The sequence below is a fragment of the Klebsiella sp. EMBS2024 genome (assembly GCF_036233805.1).
Lineage (GTDB): Bacteria > Pseudomonadota > Gammaproteobacteria > Enterobacterales > Enterobacteriaceae > Klebsiella > Klebsiella pneumoniae.
Genome location: NZ_JAZARW010000001.1, coordinates 3,750,390 through 3,768,151, shown reverse-complemented (window position 1 = coordinate 3,768,151; position 17,762 = coordinate 3,750,390). Strand labels below are relative to the sequence as shown.

The window sequence follows — 17,762 nt, the reverse complement described above, 5'->3', positions numbered from 1 at the left end:
GCGTCGGCGGGCTTAGACGCCGGCCTGCAGGATACGGATGGTGGTCTCCAGCACATCGCCTTTGACCGCTTCCGACCAGGCTTTCATGTGCGGGGTTTGCAGGTGTGCTTCAAGATGCGCGACGCTTTCCCACTGCTCGACCATGACGATAGAGTCGGGCGCCGTGGTCTGGAAGCTGACGCCGGAGGCATGATCCACCAGCGGGGCATAGCCGTGGCAGCCGGCCTCCTGCAAAACGGTCGGAATAATTTTCGCGAACTGATCGAGAACCGCCTGGCGGTGGTGCTGGCCCGGGCGGGTACGGATTTCTGCAATCACTGTTAACATGGTTAACTCAACTCNTTCTGTGTGGATCTCGTCATACTCCAGGTTCCAATAACTCGAAATATGTAGAGCTAGACCCCTAGTTAACCAAAAATTTCCGCCAGATGCTTGCGATATTCTGCGATATACCGCGGGACATCAGGCATTTTTATCACGTCGTTGGCGATAAAGGTTGGCAATGCCTCCATGCCGAGGAACTGATTGGCTTTATGGAACGGCAGGTAAACGCCGTCAACGCCGACGCCGTGGAAGAACTGGTCTTTGTCGGTGAAGGCTTCCATCGGCGCGTTCCAGGTCAGAGAAAGCATATATTTTTTCCCCTGCACCAGGCCGCCGGAGCCATATTTTTTGCTGGCGTCGGAGCGGGTACGGCCATCGCTGGCGTACAGCGAGCCGTGGCCTTCGGTAAAGACGTCATCCATATATTTTTTCACCGTCCACGGAGCGCCCATCCACCAGCCCGGCATCTGCCAGATCACCACATCGGCCCACAGGAAATTCTGTACTTCTTCTTTTACGTCGTACTCGCTTTCGGCGCGAACGCTTTTAACATCGTGCCCGGCGTCGCGCAGATAACTCTCCGCGACCTCGGTCAGGGTGTCGTTCAGTTGACCATTAGAGTGCGCGAACTTTTTCGCCCCATTGATAATCAGGATGTTGCTCATTTTTTACCCTCATATATGAAAATTTGCCGACGATCTTACCCCGCGAAGCGGGGCAGTAAAATGAGCAAAATGTGCAAAGTCTTTTGCCAAATGAGCAATAATCTCGCTACCAGTACACGTGGGCCTCGAAGCCGCCGTCGCGCGCGTTGGCAAAATCAACCTGCATGCCGTGCAGCGAGGCGATGCGCCGGACGATCGACAAGCCCAGGCCGCTGCCCGGCGCCTCCTGCCCCGGCGGACGATAAAAACGCTCGCCAATGCGCGAGAGCGCCTGCGGGCTAATGCCTGGGCCGTTATCGCGCACCCGGAACTCGCGGGCGTTGAGCGTGATATCGACCTGGCTGCCGCGAGGGCTATAGCGTACGGCGTTATCCAGCAGATTGCGCACCAGCAGACTGAGCAGCAGCGGCTGGCCGGTGCGGACGATATGGCTGGCATTAAGATGCAGGCGCAGCTCAATCCCGGACTGCTGCGCCGGGTGATACATCTCCATCACTGCCGACTGCAGCAGATCGGCGATAGCGACCTGCTGCACATCATCCAGTTGGGCGAGCGAGTCCAGCCGCGACAGCGTCAGCAGCTGATCCACCAGTCGGGTGGCGCGATCGATCCCCTGGTGGAGCTGATCCAACGCTTTCTCACGCCCTTCGGGATCGTCCAGGGAGAGTTGGGCGACTTCGGTCTGCACCTTCAGCGCCGCCAGCGGGCTGCGTAGCTCATGGGCGGCATCAGTGGTAAACCGACGCTCGCGCAGCATGGCGTCGTGAGTGCGTCGGAACAGCTGATTCAGCGCTTCGACCAGCGGGCGAACTTCGGCGGGGATCTTCTCCACGCTGAGCGAATCCGCCGAGTCCGGCGCGCGCAGGCGCAGCGTGCGCGCCAGATTTTTCAATGGCGCCAGCTCGCGGCTTAACAGCACGATGAGCAGCACGAACATCAGCGGCAGGGCAACCATCCACGGGGTGAGCTGCGAGGTCACGATATCCATCGCCATTTCGCGCCGGTAATCCCACTCCTGCGACGGCGATGCGGTAGCGGCCGTCGGCGGTGGTTAACCACAGGAAACGCCACTCGTCATCGTCGTCACGCAGATAGCCATCGCTGAATCCCTCGCGCTGCGAATTCCACTGAATATCCTCTCCGTTCTCGCCGTCATTAAGCACCATTTTGCCGTCGCGGGTGAAGATGGCGAACGCCAGCGCGTCGTCGTCGATGTGCCCGTGGCGTACCTTTTTCTTTTCCCCGAGCAAGGCAGGCGGGGCGCGCAGTTCATCGAAATGCATGGCGCTCAGGCGGCGAGCGAACAGCAGCTGCTGGGTATCGAACAGCTTATCCAGCTTTTTGCTGGTCTGCTGCCAGGCGATAACGCTGGCCATTCCCCAGGCGGCGGTGGTCAGTACGGCAAACAGCAGCGTCAGGCGCAGGCGCAGGCTCAGGCGGGCAAGTCGTTTCATGCGTCACCCAGGGTATAGCCGATGCCGTGGACGGTACGGATAAAGTCGCTGCCGAGCTTGCGGCGCAGATGATGGACGTGAACTTCCACGGCGTTGCTGGAGACCTCGTCGTCCCAGGTGTAGAGCTTTTCCTCGATAAGCTTACGCGGCAATACGCGCCCGGCGTTGCGCATAAGCAGTTCCAGCAGGGCGAACTCCTTCGGCTTCAGCGCCAGGCTTTCGCCGTCGAGGCTGGCGGTTAAGCGGTTCGGATCGAGGATCACCTTGCCGTGGCGCAGTTCGCTGCTGCTCTGGCCGTGCGCGCGGCGGATCAACGCTTCGAGGCGCGCTGCCACCTCAATCAGGGCGAAAGGTTTGCACAGGTAGTCATCGGCGCCCAGGCGCAGGCCCTCCACCCGCTGGTTGAGGGCATCGCGGGCGGTGAGGATCAGCACCGGCTCATGGCGGCCTTTATCGCGCCATTCGCGCAGAATATCGAGGCCATCGATGCCGGGTAGGGTGAGGTCAAGGATTGCGGCGTCGTAGGGGGCGCTGTATAAGGCATTTTTGCCCTCCAGCCCGGCGGTAAACCAGTCAATGCTAAAGCCCATTTTGCTCAGCCCGGCTTTGATGCCGTCGCCGATAAGCTTGTCATCTTCCACCAGTAATATGCGCATGTTTCCCTCCGACGATCCCGTTTCTTTGCGCAGTAAACCGCGTTGAAGCGGGTGATGTACAGCATTAAAATTTCTTTTCTCCGCTTAAGAAGTCGTTAAGTTTTGTCGGGCGTAATAGGAGCCATACCAACACAAAAGGGAGAATATAAGATGAAAAAAATTGCTGCGATGACCGCGATTATTGCTTTGGTTTCCATGCCTGTACTGGCCGCCGGGCAGGGAGGATTCACCGGACCGTCTACTACCACTACCACCCAGGCTGGCGGCTTCACCGGGCCGAGCGGCGCGGTGACCACCGTGGCGAACGCCAAGTCGCTGCGTGATGACACCTGGGTGACCCTGCGCGGTAAAATCGTCGAGCGCATCTCTGATGACCTGTATAAATTCCAGGATGCTTCCGGGGTGATCAATGTCGATATCGACCACAAGCGCTGGAACGGCGTGACCGTCGGCCCGCAGGACACAGTAGAAATTCAGGGGGAAGTCGATAAGGACTGGAACTCGGTAGAAATCGACGTTAAACAGATCCGTAAAATCGCGCCATAAGTCTCCGTCGGATAAGCGCAAGATCGGTCAGGAATCGCGATCCTCGCTCTGTCAGAGTATGTCGCGAGGAGGAGACGATGAACGATATTAAGGCCAGCCCGGCGTATGTCGGGCGCTTCCAGCGCGTCTGTAGGTACATTGCGCGCCATCTTGATGAGCCGCTGTCGTTGGAGACGCTGAGCGCGATAGCGCACAGTTCGCCTTACCATTTTCACCGGCAATTTAGCGCTTATACCGGCATTCCATTGTACCGGTATATTCAGTGGTTGCGTCTGCGACGCGCCTGTTGGCGCCTGGCGTTCAACCCCCGCGATAAAGTCATCGATATTGCCCTTGATGCCGGATTTCAGAATGCGGAGTCGTTCAGTCGTGCCTTCCGTACCGCGTTTGACCAAAGCCCGACCCAATTCCGTCAACAACCGGACTGGGCCGAGTGGCATCGACGCGTACCGAAACATACGCTACAGGAGCAAACGTCGATGGACGTCAACATTATTTCGTGCCCCTCCACCCGGATAGCCGTACTGCAACATCGCGGTAGCCCGGACCTTGTCAACGCCACCGCCGCGCGTTTTATCGCCTGGCGTAAGACGAGCGGACTATCGCCCGTCGCCACCAGCGATACCTGGGGGATCGCCTGGGACGATCCGCAGACCACCCCGCAGGAGGCATTTCGTTTTGATATCTGCGGTACGGTCGATCGGCCGGTTGGTGAAAACGCCTTTGGCGTGATTAACGGCGAAATCCCCGGCGGACGCTGCGCCGTCGTGCGCCATCACGGCTCGCTGGACACGCTGGCGAACAGCGTTTGGTTTCTCTATCGCGACTGGTTACCCGCTTCAGGCGAGACGTTACGGGATTTTCCGGTGTACTTCCGTTACCTCAATTTTGTCCATGAGGTGGCTGAGCATGAACTGCAAACCGATATTTATCTGCCGCTGGCCTGATTAAGCGTGACGGAATCCTCAGNNNTCTCACGGCCTGTGACTCAGGGCGTGAGATCGGGTATTATCGCGGGTAGTTTTGCCGTCCGAACGGTCGGTACCCAGATTGAGGATCCACGATTAATGAGCGATATGGCAGAGCGCCTTGCGCTGCATGAATTTACGGAAAATGCTTACCTGAACTACTCCATGTACGTGATCATGGACAGGGCATTACCGTTTATTGGCGATGGCTTAAAACCGGTCCAGCGTCGCATCGTCTATGCGATGTCCGAGCTGGGGCTGAACGCCAGCGCGAAATTCAAAAAGTCCGCCCGCACCGTCGGCGACGTGTTGGGTAAATATCACCCGCACGGCGACAGCGCCTGCTATGAAGCGATGGTGCTGATGGCGCAGCCGTTCTCTTACCGCTATCCGCTGGTGGATGGTCAGGGAAACTGGGGGGCGCCGGACGATCCCAAATCTTTCGCCGCCATGCGTTACACCGAATCCCGCCTGTCGAAGTATGCCGAGCTGCTGCTCAGCGAGCTGGGGCAGGGGACGGTCGACTGGGTGCCAAACTTTGACGGCACGCTGCAGGAGCCGAAAATGCTGCCAGCGCGTCTGCCGAACATCCTGCTGAACGGCACCACCGGCATCGCGGTAGGCATGGCGACCGATATTCCTCCGCACAACCTGCGGGAAGTGGCCAAAGCGGCGATTACGCTGATTGAGCAGCCGAAAACCACCCTCGACGAACTGCTGGATATCGTACAGGGGCCGGATTTCCCGACCGAGGCGGAGATCATCACCTCGCGGGCGGAAATTCGCAAAATCTACCAGAACGGGCGCGGCTCAGTGCGCATGCGCGCGGTGTGGAGTAAAGAGGACGGCGCGGTGGTGATCAGTGCGCTGCCGCATCAGGTCTCTGGCGCCAAAGTGCTGGAGCAGATTGCGGCGCAGATGCGCAATAAAAAGCTGCCGATGGTTGACGATCTGCGCGACGAATCGGACCACGAAAACCCGACCCGTCTGGTGATTGTCCCGCGCTCCAACCGGGTGGATATGGAACAGGTGATGAACCACCTGTTCGCCACCACCGATCTGGAGAAGAGCTACCGCATCAACCTCAATATGATCGGCCTTGACGGCCGCCCGGCGGTGAAAAACCTGCTGGAGATCCTCAGCGAGTGGCTGGTGTTCCGTCGCGATACCGTGCGTCGCCGTCTAAACCATCGGTTAGAGAAAGTGCTGAAGCGCCTGCATATCCTCGAAGGTTTGCTGGTGGCGTTTCTTAATATCGATGAAGTGATTGAGATCATCCGCACTGAAGATGAACCGAAGCCGGCCCTGATGTCGCGCTTTGGCATCAGCGAAACCCAGGCGGAAGCGATTCTGGAATTAAAACTGCGCCACCTCGCCAAACTGGAAGAGATGAAGATCCGCGGCGAGCAGAGCGAGCTGGAAAAAGAGCGCGACCAGCTGCAGGCGATTCTGGCGTCTGAACGTAAGATGAACAACCTGCTGAAAAAAGAGCTGCAGGCCGATGCCGATGCCTTCGGCGACGACCGTCGCTCGCCGCTTCACGAGCGTGAAGAAGCGAAAGCGATGAGCGAGCATGACATGCTGCCGTCTGAGCCGGTGACTATCGTTCTGTCGCAGATGGGCTGGGTGCGCAGCGCCAAAGGACACGACATTGACGCCCAGGGCTTGAGCTATAAGGCGGGCGACAGCTGGAAAGCCTCGGCGAAGGGCAAGAGCAACCAGCCGGTGGTGTTTATCGATACCACCGGACGCAGCTATGCCATCGATCCGATTACTCTGCCTTCCGCGCGTGGCCAGGGTGAACCGCTTACCGGCAAACTGACCCTGCCGCCGGGCGCGACCGTGGAGCATATGCTAATGGAAAGCGACGATCAGAAACTGCTGATGGCTTCCGACGCGGGCTACGGTTTCGTCTGTACCTTCAACGATCTGGTGGCGCGCAACCGTGCCGGGAAAGCGCTAATCACCCTGCCTGACAACGCGCACGTGATGCCGCCGCTGGTGATTGAGGATGAGTCCGATATGCTGCTGGCCATCACCGCCGCCGGGCGGATGCTGATGTTCCCGGTCAGCGATCTGCCGCAGCTGTCGAAAGGCAAGGGCAACAAAATTATCAGCATTCCGGCGGCGGAAGCCGCAGCCGGCCAGGACGGTCTGGCACATCTGTTTGTTCTGCCGCCGCAGAGTACGCTGACCATTCACGTCGGCAAACGGAAGATCAAACTGCGTCCGGAAGAGCTGCAAAAAGTCACCGGCGAGCGCGGCCGCCGCGGTTCGCTGATGCGCGGGCTGCAGAAAATTGACCGCGTGGAAATTGACTCGCCGCGTCGTGCCGCGGCAGGCGATAGCGAAGAGTAAGCGCGTCTCCTCCCGTCTTTGACGGGAGGAGACGAAAAAATGCCGCAAAATCGTTGTTTATTCAGGCGTTGCGATTAACAATGTCCATCATCAGGGACCCAGGAAGAACGGTCCCGGCCTGCGCAGAACTTGTGAGCCTGCCTTCTGCCAGCAGCGAATAATTCTAAGCGGTTTGGGTTTTAGAGGTAGCTATGCTATTCATTTTTCGAGTAATTTTCGTGGTCATTTATTGCATCGTAGTGTGCGTACTTGGCTGTCTGTACTGCTTGTTCAGCCCACGTAATCCAAAACACGTTGCCACTTTCGGCCATCTGTTTGGCCGTTTATCTCCGGTATTTGGCCTCAAGGTAGAGCTACGCAAACCCGCCGACGCGGAAAGCTATGGTAACGCGATCTACATCGCTAACCACCAGAACAACTATGATATGGTGACGGCGTCGAATATCGTGCAGGCTCCGACGGTCACCGTAGGTAAAAAGAGCCTGCTGTGGATCCCGTTCTTTGGCCAACTGTACTGGCTGACGGGCAATTTGCTGATTGACCGTAATAACCGAACCAAAGCGCACGGCACTATTGCCGAAGTCGTCAACGCTTTTAAAAAGCGTAAAATTTCGTTCTGGATGTTCCCGGAAGGGACCCGCAGCCGCGGCCGCGGCCTGCTGCCGTTTAAAACCGGGGCTTTTCACGCGGCTATTGCCGCTGGGGTGCCGATTATTCCGGTGTGTGTCTCGAATACATCGAATAAAATAAAGCTCAATCGCTGGAACAACGGTCTGGTGATTGTGGAAATGCTGCCGCCGGTAGATACCACGCAGTTTGGTAAAGACAACGTGCGCGCGCTGGCGACGCATTGCCGCGAGCTGATGGCCGCCAAAATCGCTGATCTGGACAACGAAGTGGCCGAGCGCGAAGCGGCTGGAAAGCAATAAGACAGGAAACGCCGCCAACGCGCGCGTATTGCTGGCGGGAAACGAATTCCCTTTTTCATTTGTCAGTATGTCATGGAGTTAATATGTCACTCAGTCGGCGTCAGTTTATTAAGGCTTCCGGCGTAGCGCTGTGCGCTGGCGCCGCGCCGCTGAAGGCCCATGCCGCCGGCCAGCAGCCTGCGCTGCCGGTTCCGCCGCTGCTGGAATCTCGTCGCGGCCAGCCGCTGTTTCTGACGCTGCAGCGTTCCCACTGGTCGTTTACCCCCGGCACCCGCGCCCCCGTCTGGGGGATCAATGGCCGCTATATGGGGCCGACGATCCGCGTCTGGAACGGAGACGACGTCAAGCTTATCTACAGCAACCGCCTGACGGAGAACGTGGCGATGACCATCCGCGGTCTGCAGGTGCCTGGCCCGCTGATTGGCGGCGCGGCGCGCATGATGTCGCCGAACGCCGACTGGGCGCCGGTGCTGCCTATCCGCCAGAGCGCGGCGACGCTGTGGTATCAGGCCAACACGCCGAACCGGATGGCGAAACAGGTTTACAACGGTCTGGCGGGCATGTGGCTGGTGGAAGACGAGGTCAGCAAGAACCTGCCGATCCCTAACCACTATGGCGTCGATGACTTCCCGGTGATTATTCAGGATAAACGGCTGGATAACTTCGGCACGCCGGAATATAGCGAACCGGGCAGCGGCGGCTTTGTGGGCGACACGCTGCTGGTTAACGGCGTGCAGAGCCCCTATGTTGAAGTGTCGCGCGGCTGGGTGCGCCTGCGCCTGCTGAACGCTTCCAACTCCCGGCGCTATCAGCTGCAGATGAGCGATGGCCGACTGCTGCATGTGATTTCCGGCGATCAGGGATTCCTGCCGGCGCCGGTTTCGCTCAAGCAGCTATCGCTGGCCCCGGGGGAGCGGCGTGAAATTCTGGTCGATATGACTAACGGCGATGAAGTATCCATTACCTGCGGCGAAGCGGCGAGCATCGTCGACCGTATCCGCGGTTTTTTTGAACCGTCAAGCATCCTGGTCTCCACGCTGGTGCTGACGCTGCGTCCGACCGGGCTGCTGCCGCTGGTGACCGACAGTCTGCCGGTGCGCCTGCTGCCGACCGAGCTGCTCTCCGGTACGCCGATCCGCAGCCGGGATATCACCCTTGGCGACGATCCGGGCATCAACGGCCAGCTGTGGGATCCGCAGCGTATCGATATCACGGCGCAGCAGGGGACCTGGGAGCGCTGGACGGTGCGCGCCGACCGCCCACAGTCGTTCCATATTGAAGGGGTGATGTTCCAGATCCGTAATGTCAACGGCTCGTCTCCTTTCCCGGAAGATCGCGGCTGGAAGGACACCGTGTGGGTCGACGGGCAGGTTGAGCTGCTGGTCTATTACGCTCAACCGTCGTGGCCGCACTTCCCGTTCCAGTATCTGAGCCAGACGCTGGAGCTTGCCGATCGCGGCTCGATCGGCCAGATGCTGGTGAATCCCGCGCCGTAATCTCTTTGACCCTGGCCGGCGCACGGTCAGGGTTTGAGAAAATCCTCCTTCATTTCCACTATCATTCCGGCTTATAATCCACGCCCTTTTGGTTATTTTTTTATCATTTTCCCCGGAAGCAATATGAGCGCAATATCCCTGATCCAACCGGATCGTGACCTTTTTTCCTGGCCGCAATACTGGGCTGCCTGTTTTGGCCCTGCGCCCTTTTTACCGATGTCGCGTGAAGAGATGGATCAACTTGGCTGGGATAGCTGCGACATTATTCTGGTCACCGGCGACGCCTATGTCGACCACCCGAGCTTCGGGATGGCTATCTGCGGCCGCATGCTGGAAGCGCAGGGTTTCCGGGTAGGGATCATCTCCCAGCCGGACTGGAACAGCAAAGACGACTTTATGCGTCTGGGCAAACCGAACCTGTTCTTCGGCGTGACCGCCGGCAACATGGACTCAATGATCAACCGTTACACCGCCGACCGTAAACTACGTCATGACGATGCCTATACGGCGGGTAACGTGGCGGGCAAACGTCCGGACCGCGCTACCCTCGTCTACACCCAGCGCTGTAAAGAGGCGTGGAAAGATGTGCCGGTGATCCTCGGCGGCATCGAAGCCAGCCTGCGTCGTACCGCCCACTATGATTACTGGTCCGACACCGTGCGCCGCTCGGTGCTGGTGGACTCCAAGGCCGATATGCTGATGTTCGGCAACGGCGAGCGTCCGCTGGTGGAAGTGGCTCATCGCCTGGCGATGGGCGAAACCATCGACCAGATCCGCGATGTGCGCAATACCGCCATCATGGTGAAAGAGGCGCTGCCGGGCTGGAGCGGCGTGGACTCCACCCGTCTGGATACGCCCGGTAAAATTGACCCCATCCCGCATCCGTACGGTGAAGATCTGCCGTGCGCCGATAACAAACCGGTCGCGCCGAAAAAACAGGAAGCGAAAAGCATTACTGTGCAACCGCCGCGGCCCAAACCGTGGGAAAAAACCTATGTGCTGCTGCCTTCCTTCGAGAAGGTGAAAGGCGATAAGGTCCTGTACGCTCACGCCTCGCGCATTTTGCACCACGAAACCAACCCCGGCTGCGCCCGGGCGCTGATGCAAAAGCACGGCGAGCGCTACATCTGGATCAACCCGCCGGCAATCCCGCTCTCCACCGAAGAGATGGACAGCGTCTTCGCGCTGCCGTACAAGCGGGTGCCGCATCCTTCCTATGGCGATGCGCGTATTCCGGCGTATGAGATGATCCGCTTCTCAATCAACATCATGCGCGGCTGCTTCGGCGGCTGTTCGTTCTGCTCGATCACCGAGCACGAAGGACGCATAATCCAGAGCCGTTCTGAGGATTCGATCATTAATGAGATCGAAGCCATTCGCGACACCGTGCCCGGCTTTACCGGGGTGATCTCCGATCTCGGCGGGCCAACGGCCAACATGTATATGCTGCGCTGTAAATCGCCGCGCGCTGAGCAGACCTGCCGCCGTCTCTCCTGCGTCTATCCGGATATTTGCCCGCACATGGATACCAACCATGAGCCGACGATCAATCTTTATCGCCGCGCTCGCGAGCTGAAGGGCATCAAGAAGATCCTTATCGCCTCCGGGGTACGCTATGACATCGCGGTCGAAGATCCGCGCTATATCAAAGAGCTGGCGACCCACCACGTCGGCGGCTATCTGAAGATCGCCCCGGAGCATACCGAAGAGGGACCGCTGTCGAAGATGATGAAGCCGGGAATGGGCAGCTACGACCGCTTTAAAGAGCTGTTCGACACCTATTCGAAGCAGGCGGGTAAAGAGCAGTATCTGATCCCGTACTTTATCTCCGCTCATCCGGGGACCCGTGATGAAGATATGGTGAACCTGGCGCTGTGGCTGAAGAAGCATCGCTTCCGCCTCGACCAGGTGCAGAACTTCTATCCGTCGCCGCTGGCGAACTCGACCACCATGTATTACACCGGCAAGAACCCGCTGGGTAAAATTGGTTATAAGAGCGAAGAGGTGGTGGTGCCGAAGGGCGATAAACAGCGCCGTCTGCACAAAGCGCTGCTCCGCTACCACGATCCGGCAAACTGGCCGCTGATCCGTCAGGCGCTGGAGGCGATGGGCAAGAAGCACCTGATTGGCTCCCGTCGCGACTGCCTGGTGCCAGCGCCAACCCTGGACGAAATGCGTGAAGCGCGTCGCCAGAACCGCCATACTCGTCCGGCGCTGACCAAGCACACGCCGATCGCCCATCAGCGCCAGACGCCTGCCGCTGCTGGCGCGAAAAAACGCGTTAAGCCGAAGGCCGTATCACGCTAAGCGGCTGGCCCGGCGGGATCGCTCGCCGGGAACATCTGTGAAAAAAGGAGAGAGGTGATGACGCCGGTCATCCTGTCGCGACAACAACTGGACCAGCTCTGGGAGATAGACCGCAGCGAAATTATCGATACGCTCTACCGTCTCGATAACGGTCAGCTGCGGGCTTATCGGGAATATTATGACGTGCGTGGCTGGGACCCTCACGATCGTCAGGTTTATACTCCGATTCACGAGGCCTGTTACGATCGCGGCGGTATTTTTTTCGCCTTTTTTGACGATGAGCAGATGATTGCCGCAGCGGCGCTGGATACGCTGCCTCGCGGCATGAATGGCGAGCTGCGCCAGCTATTATTCTTTTATGTCGGGGCGGGAAAGCGCGGCCAGGGCTGGGGGCGGCGACTGTTTCAGTATGCCCTGTACCAGCTGCCAGAAATGGGGGCGTCCGGCCTCTATATCTCGTCGATCCCCAACAAAAACACCGTCGATTTTTATCTGGCTCAGGGATGTCGCTTAGCGGATAAGCCCGACCCGGCGCTGTTTGCGCTGGAGCCAGAGGATATTCATCTGGTCTACGATCGCCTTTAACGCCGAGGCGCTAAAGGCGATGGCAAGAGAGAGCATTATCCGCCGAACTGATCCGGGTCAGGACCGAGACGTTTACCCTGGTCCAGCTTCGCGATCGCTCCCAGCTCATCTTTGTCGAGACGGAAGTCCCAGACGTCAAAGTTTTCCGCGATACGCGACGGCGTGACGGATTTCGGGATCACCACCAGACCGCTATCAAGATGCCAGCGGATGACGATTTGCGCCGGCGTTTTGCCGTACTTATCGGCGAGCTGGTGGATGACTTTTTGATCGAAGACGCCTTCGCCGCCCTGGGCCAGCGGGCTCCAGGATTCGGTCTGGATCTTGTGGGTGGCGTTCCACGCGTGCAGCTGACGCTGCTGCATAAGTGGATGGAGTTCTATCTGATTGATCACCGGGGCGACGCCGGTTTCATCAATCAGCTTCTGCAGATGCGGTACCTGGAAATTACACACGCCAATGCTTTTGGTCAGCCCCTGCTGCTGCAGCTCGATCAACGCCTGCCAGGCCTCGACGTAATGGCCGATAGCCGGTACCGGCCAGTGGATTAAATAGAGATCCACATAGTCCAGCTTCAGTTTGCTGAGGCTCTCTTTCAGCGCCTCGTGCGGCCGTTTTTGATCGTCGTTCCACAGCTTGGTGGTGATGAAGAGCTCATCGCGGTTGACGCCAGCGCTGTGCAGCGCATTGCCGACGCCGGTCTCATTTTGGTACGCGGCGGCGGTGTCAAAAGAGCGATAACCGACTTCCAGCGCCTTATGAATGGCGGAGACGACTTCCTCGTTGCCAGCTTTCCACACGCCGAGACCCAGCTGCGGCATCAGGTTGCCGTCGTGCAGTTTTATAACGGTTGGATGTGTCATGCCTTCCTCCTGTTAATGAACTCGGCGAAGCAGGATCCGCCGAGGGGTAGCATTAAGTCTGGACGAAATAGCTAAAAACGGTAGTAAAAACACCTCTCCCCGGCGTTTGTTTAACGTAAGGAGAGGTGAATCAGGCGGGGAGCGCTTAGCGTGCAGCCTCGTAAATACGGCGGCTGACGTCCAGGGTGATATCCTGATGTTCGCCAAGTTTAGTCATGCCGTGCTCTTCCAGTTTCGCCAGCAGCGCCGGGATGGAGCTACCGTCGAGACCGTAATCGGAAAGGCGGGTCGGCACGCCCATCTGCTCGAAGAACTGACGCGTTGCGGCGATGGCGGCATCGATACGTTGGTCGTCAGAGCCTTCGGTAATATTCCACACGCGCTCGGCATACTGCAGCAGCTTCTCGCGCTTGGCATCGCGTTTCTCATTCCACAGCGCCGGCAGCACGATAGCCAGCGTCTGGGCGTGATCCAGGCCGTGCATCGCCGTCAGCTCGTGGCCGAGCATATGCGTCGCCCAGTCCTGTGGCACGCCTGCGCCGATCAGGCCGTTCAGCGCCTGCGTCGCCGCCCACATAATATTGGCGCGCACGTTATAGTTCTCCGGTTCCTGCAGGGCTTTCGGGCCATCCTCGATCAGGGTCAGGAGAATGCCTTCGGCGAAGCGGTCCTGGATTTTGCCGTCTACCGGGTAGGTCACGTACTGCTCGACGGTATGGACGAAGGCGTCAACCACGCCGTTCGCGACCTGGCGCGGCGGCAGGGTGTAGGTATAAACCGGATCGAGGATCGCGAACTGCGGCTGGACGTGCGAAGACATAAACGCGCGTTTGTCGCCGGTGGTTTTCCGCGATATGACCGCGCCTTTGTTGGATTCAGAACCAGTCGCCGGCAGAGTCAGTACCGAGCCCATTGGAATGGCGCTGGCAATTTTGCTGCCATAGGTTTCCAGAATTTCCCACGGATCGATATCCGCGTCGTAGTGGGCTGCTGCAGCGATAAACTTGGTGCCATCCAGCACCGAACCGCCGCCGACCGCCAGCAGGAAGGTCACTTTCTCTTCCCGGGCGAGTTTCACCGCATTCATCAGGGTTTCGTAAGACGGGTTCGGCTCGATGCCGCCAAATTCAAGGACATCCAGGCCATTCAGAGCGGTGAAGACCTGATCCAGGACGCCTGTTTTTTTGACGCTGCCGCCGCCGTAGGTGATCAGTACGCGGGCTTCCGCCGGGATCTGTTCACGCAGCTTTTCAATCGCGCCTTTGCCAAACAGAATGCGGGTTGGGGTATGCAGGTCGAAATTATTCATTGCTTAAGTCCTCCAAAGAGTAAAACCGTCGACAGGGACGATACCGCTGCCCGATGAAGGTTATTGTGGTCCTGGCGCCGTTGACCCTCAATGCACATTCCTGCCGATGTCTTGCCTATTTCTCCATATGGCTGGAGAATTTGTAGCGGCCTGCGCACAATGTACAGGTGAAGAAACATCGGGAGAGACGGTGGCAATGCAACACGCAGAGATATGTCGGACATTAACGGAGAAGATTAACCTGCTGAAAGATAAGCACGAAATGTTAAGTTCGTTGCTGCCTGACGTCCGTTTGCTGTACGGAACGCAACCGGGGCCCCGGACGCCGGTGATGTATCAGCCGGGGATCGTTTTTCTCTTTTCGGGCCATAAAATTGGTTATATCAATGAACGGACTTTTCGCTACGATACAAACGAATATTTACTGTTGACCGTGCCGCTACCTTTCGAGTGCGAAACCTTTGCCACCCCGGAGGTGCCCCTCGCCGGGATGCGCCTGAACGTCGATATCCTGCAACTGCAAGAGCTGCTGATGGATATTGGCGAAGATCCGCTGTTTCAGCCCGCGGTCGCCTCCAGCGGGATAAACTCCGCGGTACTCTCGGAGGATATTCTGTGCGCTGCCGAACGGCTGCTTGACGTGATGGAGCGGCCGCTGGACGCACGGATCCTTGGCAAGCAAATCGTCCGCGAAATTCTGTATTATGTGCTGACGGGGCCCTGCGGCGGCGCGCTGTTGGCGCTGGTCAGCCGGCAGACCCACTTCAGCCTGATAAGTCGCGTGCTCAAGCATATCGAAAGCCAGTACACCGAAAACCTCAGCGTCGATCGGCTGGCGGCGGAAGCGAATATGAGTGTGTCAGCGTTTCACCATAATTTTAAAGCGGTGACCAGCACTTCTCCTTTGCAGTATCTGAAAAACTACCGTTTGCACAAAGCACGAATGCTGATGATCCATGACGGCATGAAGGCCAGCGCGGCGGCGATGCGCGTGGGATATGAAAGCCCTTCGCAGTTCAGCCGCGAGTTTAAGCGCTACTTCGGTTTGACGCCGGGAGAAGACGCCGCGCGTATTCGCACGATGCAGGGGATGTAATACCGGGAAAGGTCGGCCGGGCGGGCGCAGGCCCCCCGGCAGGTAAGCGTCAGGCGCTGCAATATTTCTTTTTAATGACCACGAACAGCGTGCCGAGCAGGCCAGCCAGCAGCAGGGCAATCGGCAGGATCATCAGACAGGTCATCACCTGATCTTCATGGCGCTTCACAAACGGGATCATGCTCAGCGCATAGCCAAGACCCGTCACCACACAGACCCACAGCAGGGCGCTCAGCCAGTTGAAGAACTGGAAGCGGCGGTTCGGCAGGCCAGAAATCCCGGCCATGGTTGGCAGCAGGGTGCGGACAAACGCCAGAAAACGGCCCGCGAGCAGCGCCAGCAGGCCGTGGCGGTCAAACATGCAGGTGGCGCGCTGATGGTACTTATGCGGCAGATGCGCCAGCCAGCCTTTCACCGTTTGCGTATTGCCCAGCCAGCGCCCTTGCACATAGCTCAGCCAGCAGCCGAGGCTGGCGGCGGCGGTCAGAATGGCGATAGTGGGCACAAAGTCCATGACGCCTTTAGCAATCAGCGCGCCGGCGAGCAGCAGCAGGCTGTCTCCCGGTAAAAAGGAGGCGGGCAGCAGCCCGTTTTCCAGAAACAGGGTCGCGAACATAACCAGATATACAACGCCCACAACGTGAGGGTTCGCCAATGCGGCAAAATCATGTTGCCACAGCGCGGCGACAATCTCTTGAATGACAACCATGGACTTTCCTAAGTGGTACCGTATTGTTGACTAGTGTACTCCTGAAGAGGCCCGAGCACCTTGATCCCGGGCGCAACAAAAGCGGCCGCTTTGCTAAAAAGCGTCCGCTATTGTTGCCACTGACTGTCACTTTACACGATACGCGCGAAGCCCGCTGCTAAATCCGCCTGCAGATCGTCAACATTTTCGAGACCAATGTGCAGGCGGATCAGCGTGCCGCTGAAGTCGACTTCAGCATCCGGTCGAATGTGGGCGATTTGCTCCGGCTGGTTGGCGAGAATCAGCGACTCAAAGCCGCCCCACGAATAGGCCATACTGAACAGGCTGAAATTGTCGAGATACTCCGCCAGTTCGGCATCATTGAGGCGCTTGCTGAGCACAAACGAGAATAGCCCGCTGCTGCCGGTGAAATCACGTTTCCAGAACTCATGACCTTTACTGCCGGGCAGGGCGGGGTGGTTTACCCGCGCCACCTGCGGGTGCTGCGCCAGCCACTCGGCGATGCGCAGGCTGCTTTCATGATGCTGACGCAGGCGAACGCCCAGGGTGCGCAGGCCGCGGCTGGTCATATAGGCAGTATCGGCGTCCAGCATTTGCCCCATCAGGTAGGCATTTTCACGCAGCTGCGGCCAGCAGCGCGCGTTCGCCACCGCGGTGCCCACCATGGCGTCGGAATGGCCGATCAGGTATTTGGTGCCTGCCTGAATGGAAATATCAATGCCAAAATCCAGGGCTTTAAACAGGATCCCCGCCGCCCAGGTGTTATCGATCATGATAATCGCTTCCGGGGCGACCTGACGCACGGCGGCGACTATCGCCGGCACATCGTGCACTTCCATGGTGATCGAGCCGGGCGATTCGAGGAACACCACGCGGGTCTCAGGGCGAACCAGACGGGCGATATCGGCGCCGATTAAGGGATCGAACCAGCTGGTGGTGACGCCGAGTTTGGCGAGAATTTTGGTACAAAAGTCCTGGCTTGGCTCATAGGCGGTATTGGTCATCAGCACATGGTCGCCTTGCTCGACAAACGCCAGGATAGTGTTAGCCACCGCCGCGGCGCCGCAGGGGAAGAGGGCGCAGCCGGCGCCGCCTTCCAGCTCGCACATCGCTTCCTGCAGCGAGAAATGGGTCAGGGTGCCGCGACGACCGTAGAACAGCTCGCCGTTGGCCCGATTGCGGGTGGCGTGCTTTTTGGCCTCGACGGTGTCGAAAACCAGCGATGACGCGCGCTGGATAACGCTGTTCACTGAGCCCTGGGTGTACTTTTTGCTCCGCCCGGCGTTGACCAGCGCGGTATCAAGATGTTTATCAGCCATGTTGACGAACCTGTTTTTATACGTCTGGACGTCTAAACTAACATGAATCTGCTTTTCTGTACCAGCGCACCGCCGATACAGGCGAAAATTTTACCCGGCCCGCGGTTAGCCGCTTTTTTACTGCGTAAGCGCAAGGAAAATAAACGTGATTTGCTGCACAGTGTAAATACTAATGAGA

General features: G+C 58.4%; 14 protein-coding genes and 2 pseudogenes. 8 read left to right on the top strand and 8 right to left on the bottom strand.

Annotation, left to right across the window (positions count from 1 at the left end; translation table 11 throughout):
* Positions 1–12: 12 nt before the first annotated feature.
* The 4 genes and pseudogenes from VZP09_RS17260 to qseB all read right to left on the bottom strand — a co-directional run bounded on the left by VZP09_RS17260 (position 13) and on the right by qseB (position 3,099).
* On the bottom strand, positions 13–327 hold the full coding sequence (locus VZP09_RS17260) for a putative quinol monooxygenase (protein WP_029602349.1): 315 nt from the start codon (positions 325–327) through the stop codon (positions 13–15).
* Between the two features lie 80 nt (positions 328–407).
* Entirely contained in the window at positions 408–989 is a 582-nt protein-coding gene (locus VZP09_RS17255; RefSeq protein ID WP_002916840.1) for an NAD(P)H-dependent oxidoreductase, read from the bottom strand.
* Positions 990–1,095: 106 nt separating this feature from the next.
* Positions 1,096–2,443: pseudogene (qseC, locus tag VZP09_RS17250) on the bottom strand (quorum sensing histidine kinase QseC).
* Complete coding sequence (gene qseB, locus VZP09_RS17245) at positions 2,440–3,099, bottom strand: quorum sensing response regulator transcription factor QseB (RefSeq protein ID WP_015958989.1); 660 nt, start codon at positions 3,097–3,099, stop codon at positions 2,440–2,442. The pseudogene qseC and the gene qseB overlap by 4 nt, the downstream one beginning before the upstream one ends.
* A gap of 150 nt (positions 3,100–3,249) precedes the next feature.
* Here qseB and VZP09_RS17240 point away from each other — a divergent pair, with 150 nt between their 5' ends.
* The 7 genes and pseudogenes from VZP09_RS17240 (at position 3,250) to VZP09_RS17210 (ending at position 12,288) form a co-directional block, all read left to right on the top strand.
* On the top strand, positions 3,250–3,645 hold the full coding sequence (locus VZP09_RS17240; RefSeq protein ID WP_002916833.1) for a YgiW/YdeI family stress tolerance OB fold protein: 396 nt from the start codon (positions 3,250–3,252) through the stop codon (positions 3,643–3,645).
* Between the two features lie 77 nt (positions 3,646–3,722).
* Entirely contained in the window at positions 3,723–4,592 is an 870-nt protein-coding gene (locus tag VZP09_RS17235; RefSeq protein WP_002916831.1) for an AraC family transcriptional regulator, read from the top strand.
* A 120-nt stretch (positions 4,593–4,712) separates the two neighbouring features.
* The gene (gene parC, locus VZP09_RS17230; RefSeq protein ID WP_004181324.1) at positions 4,713–6,971 is read left to right on the top strand and encodes a DNA topoisomerase IV subunit A; all 2,259 of its coding nucleotides are present in this window, start codon (positions 4,713–4,715) and stop codon (positions 6,969–6,971) included.
* A gap of 191 nt (positions 6,972–7,162) precedes the next feature.
* Positions 7,163–7,900 (top strand): 1-acylglycerol-3-phosphate O-acyltransferase, encoded by a 738-nt coding sequence (plsC, locus tag VZP09_RS17225; RefSeq protein ID WP_002916826.1) that lies wholly within the window; start codon positions 7,163–7,165, stop codon positions 7,898–7,900.
* A gap of 83 nt (positions 7,901–7,983) precedes the next feature.
* Entirely contained in the window at positions 7,984–9,396 is a 1,413-nt protein-coding gene (ftsP, locus tag VZP09_RS17220; protein WP_004144547.1) for a cell division protein FtsP, read from the top strand.
* A 33-nt stretch (positions 9,397–9,429) separates the two neighbouring features.
* Positions 9,430–11,761 (top strand): annotated as a pseudogene (locus VZP09_RS17215) (YgiQ family radical SAM protein).
* Positions 11,761–12,288: a GNAT family N-acetyltransferase gene (locus tag VZP09_RS17210; RefSeq protein ID WP_032425253.1), complete on the top strand. Its 528-nt coding sequence runs from the start codon at positions 11,761–11,763 to the stop codon at positions 12,286–12,288. Before VZP09_RS17215 ends, VZP09_RS17210 begins: the two are co-directional and overlap by 1 nt.
* Positions 12,289–12,323: 35 nt before the next feature.
* On the opposite strand, the gene dkgA is transcribed toward VZP09_RS17210, so the two are convergent.
* Both dkgA and yqhD read right to left on the bottom strand, forming a co-directional pair.
* Positions 12,324–13,151 (bottom strand): 2,5-didehydrogluconate reductase DkgA, encoded by an 828-nt coding sequence (gene dkgA, locus VZP09_RS17205; protein WP_002916796.1) that lies wholly within the window; start codon positions 13,149–13,151, stop codon positions 12,324–12,326.
* A 145-nt stretch (positions 13,152–13,296) separates the two neighbouring features.
* Positions 13,297–14,460 (bottom strand): alcohol dehydrogenase, encoded by a 1,164-nt coding sequence (gene yqhD / locus VZP09_RS17200; RefSeq protein WP_032415552.1) that lies wholly within the window; start codon positions 14,458–14,460, stop codon positions 13,297–13,299.
* Between the two features lie 196 nt (positions 14,461–14,656).
* Between yqhD and VZP09_RS17195 the strand changes: the two genes are divergently transcribed.
* Positions 14,657–15,556 (top strand): AraC family transcriptional regulator, encoded by a 900-nt coding sequence (locus VZP09_RS17195; protein WP_004144552.1) that lies wholly within the window; start codon positions 14,657–14,659, stop codon positions 15,554–15,556.
* 49 nt (positions 15,557–15,605) lie between these two features.
* On the opposite strand, the gene yghB is transcribed toward VZP09_RS17195, so the two are convergent.
* Positions 15,606–16,265, bottom strand: a complete 660-nt coding sequence (gene yghB / locus VZP09_RS17190) for a DedA family general envelope maintenance protein YghB (protein ID WP_002916791.1) — start codon at positions 16,263–16,265, stop codon at positions 15,606–15,608.
* 131 nt (positions 16,266–16,396) lie between these two features.
* Positions 16,397–17,584, bottom strand: a complete 1,188-nt coding sequence (gene metC / locus VZP09_RS17185) for a cystathionine beta-lyase (protein WP_004149836.1) — start codon at positions 17,582–17,584, stop codon at positions 16,397–16,399.
* Between the last annotated feature and the right edge of the window lie 178 nt (positions 17,585–17,762).

Coding starts and splice junctions, on each gene's coding strand:
- VZP09_RS17195 (WP_004144552.1), top strand. CDS start 14,657: ATGCAACACGCAGAGATATGTCGGACATTAACGGAGAAGATTAACCTG.
- plsC (WP_002916826.1), top strand. CDS start 7,163: ATGCTATTCATTTTTCGAGTAATTTTCGTGGTCATTTATTGCATCGTA.
- ftsP (WP_004144547.1), top strand. CDS start 7,984: ATGTCACTCAGTCGGCGTCAGTTTATTAAGGCTTCCGGCGTAGCGCTG.
- yqhD (WP_032415552.1), bottom strand. CDS start 14,460: ATGAATAATTTCGACCTGCATACCCCAACCCGCATTCTGTTTGGCAAA.
- VZP09_RS17210 (WP_032425253.1), top strand. CDS start 11,761: ATGACGCCGGTCATCCTGTCGCGACAACAACTGGACCAGCTCTGGGAG.
- parC (WP_004181324.1), top strand. CDS start 4,713: ATGAGCGATATGGCAGAGCGCCTTGCGCTGCATGAATTTACGGAAAAT.
- VZP09_RS17255 (WP_002916840.1), bottom strand. CDS start 989: ATGAGCAACATCCTGATTATCAATGGGGCGAAAAAGTTCGCGCACTCT.
- dkgA (WP_002916796.1), bottom strand. CDS start 13,151: ATGACACATCCAACCGTTATAAAACTGCACGACGGCAACCTGATGCCG.
- qseB (WP_015958989.1), bottom strand. CDS start 3,099: ATGCGCATATTACTGGTGGAAGATGACAAGCTTATCGGCGACGGCATC.
- yghB (WP_002916791.1), bottom strand. CDS start 16,265: ATGGTTGTCATTCAAGAGATTGTCGCCGCGCTGTGGCAACATGATTTT.
- VZP09_RS17235 (WP_002916831.1), top strand. CDS start 3,723: ATGAACGATATTAAGGCCAGCCCGGCGTATGTCGGGCGCTTCCAGCGC.
- VZP09_RS17260 (WP_029602349.1), bottom strand. CDS start 327: ATGTTAACAGTGATTGCAGAAATCCGTACCCGCCCGGGCCAGCACCAC.
- metC (WP_004149836.1), bottom strand. CDS start 17,584: ATGGCTGATAAACATCTTGATACCGCGCTGGTCAACGCCGGGCGGAGC.
- VZP09_RS17240 (WP_002916833.1), top strand. CDS start 3,250: ATGAAAAAAATTGCTGCGATGACCGCGATTATTGCTTTGGTTTCCATG.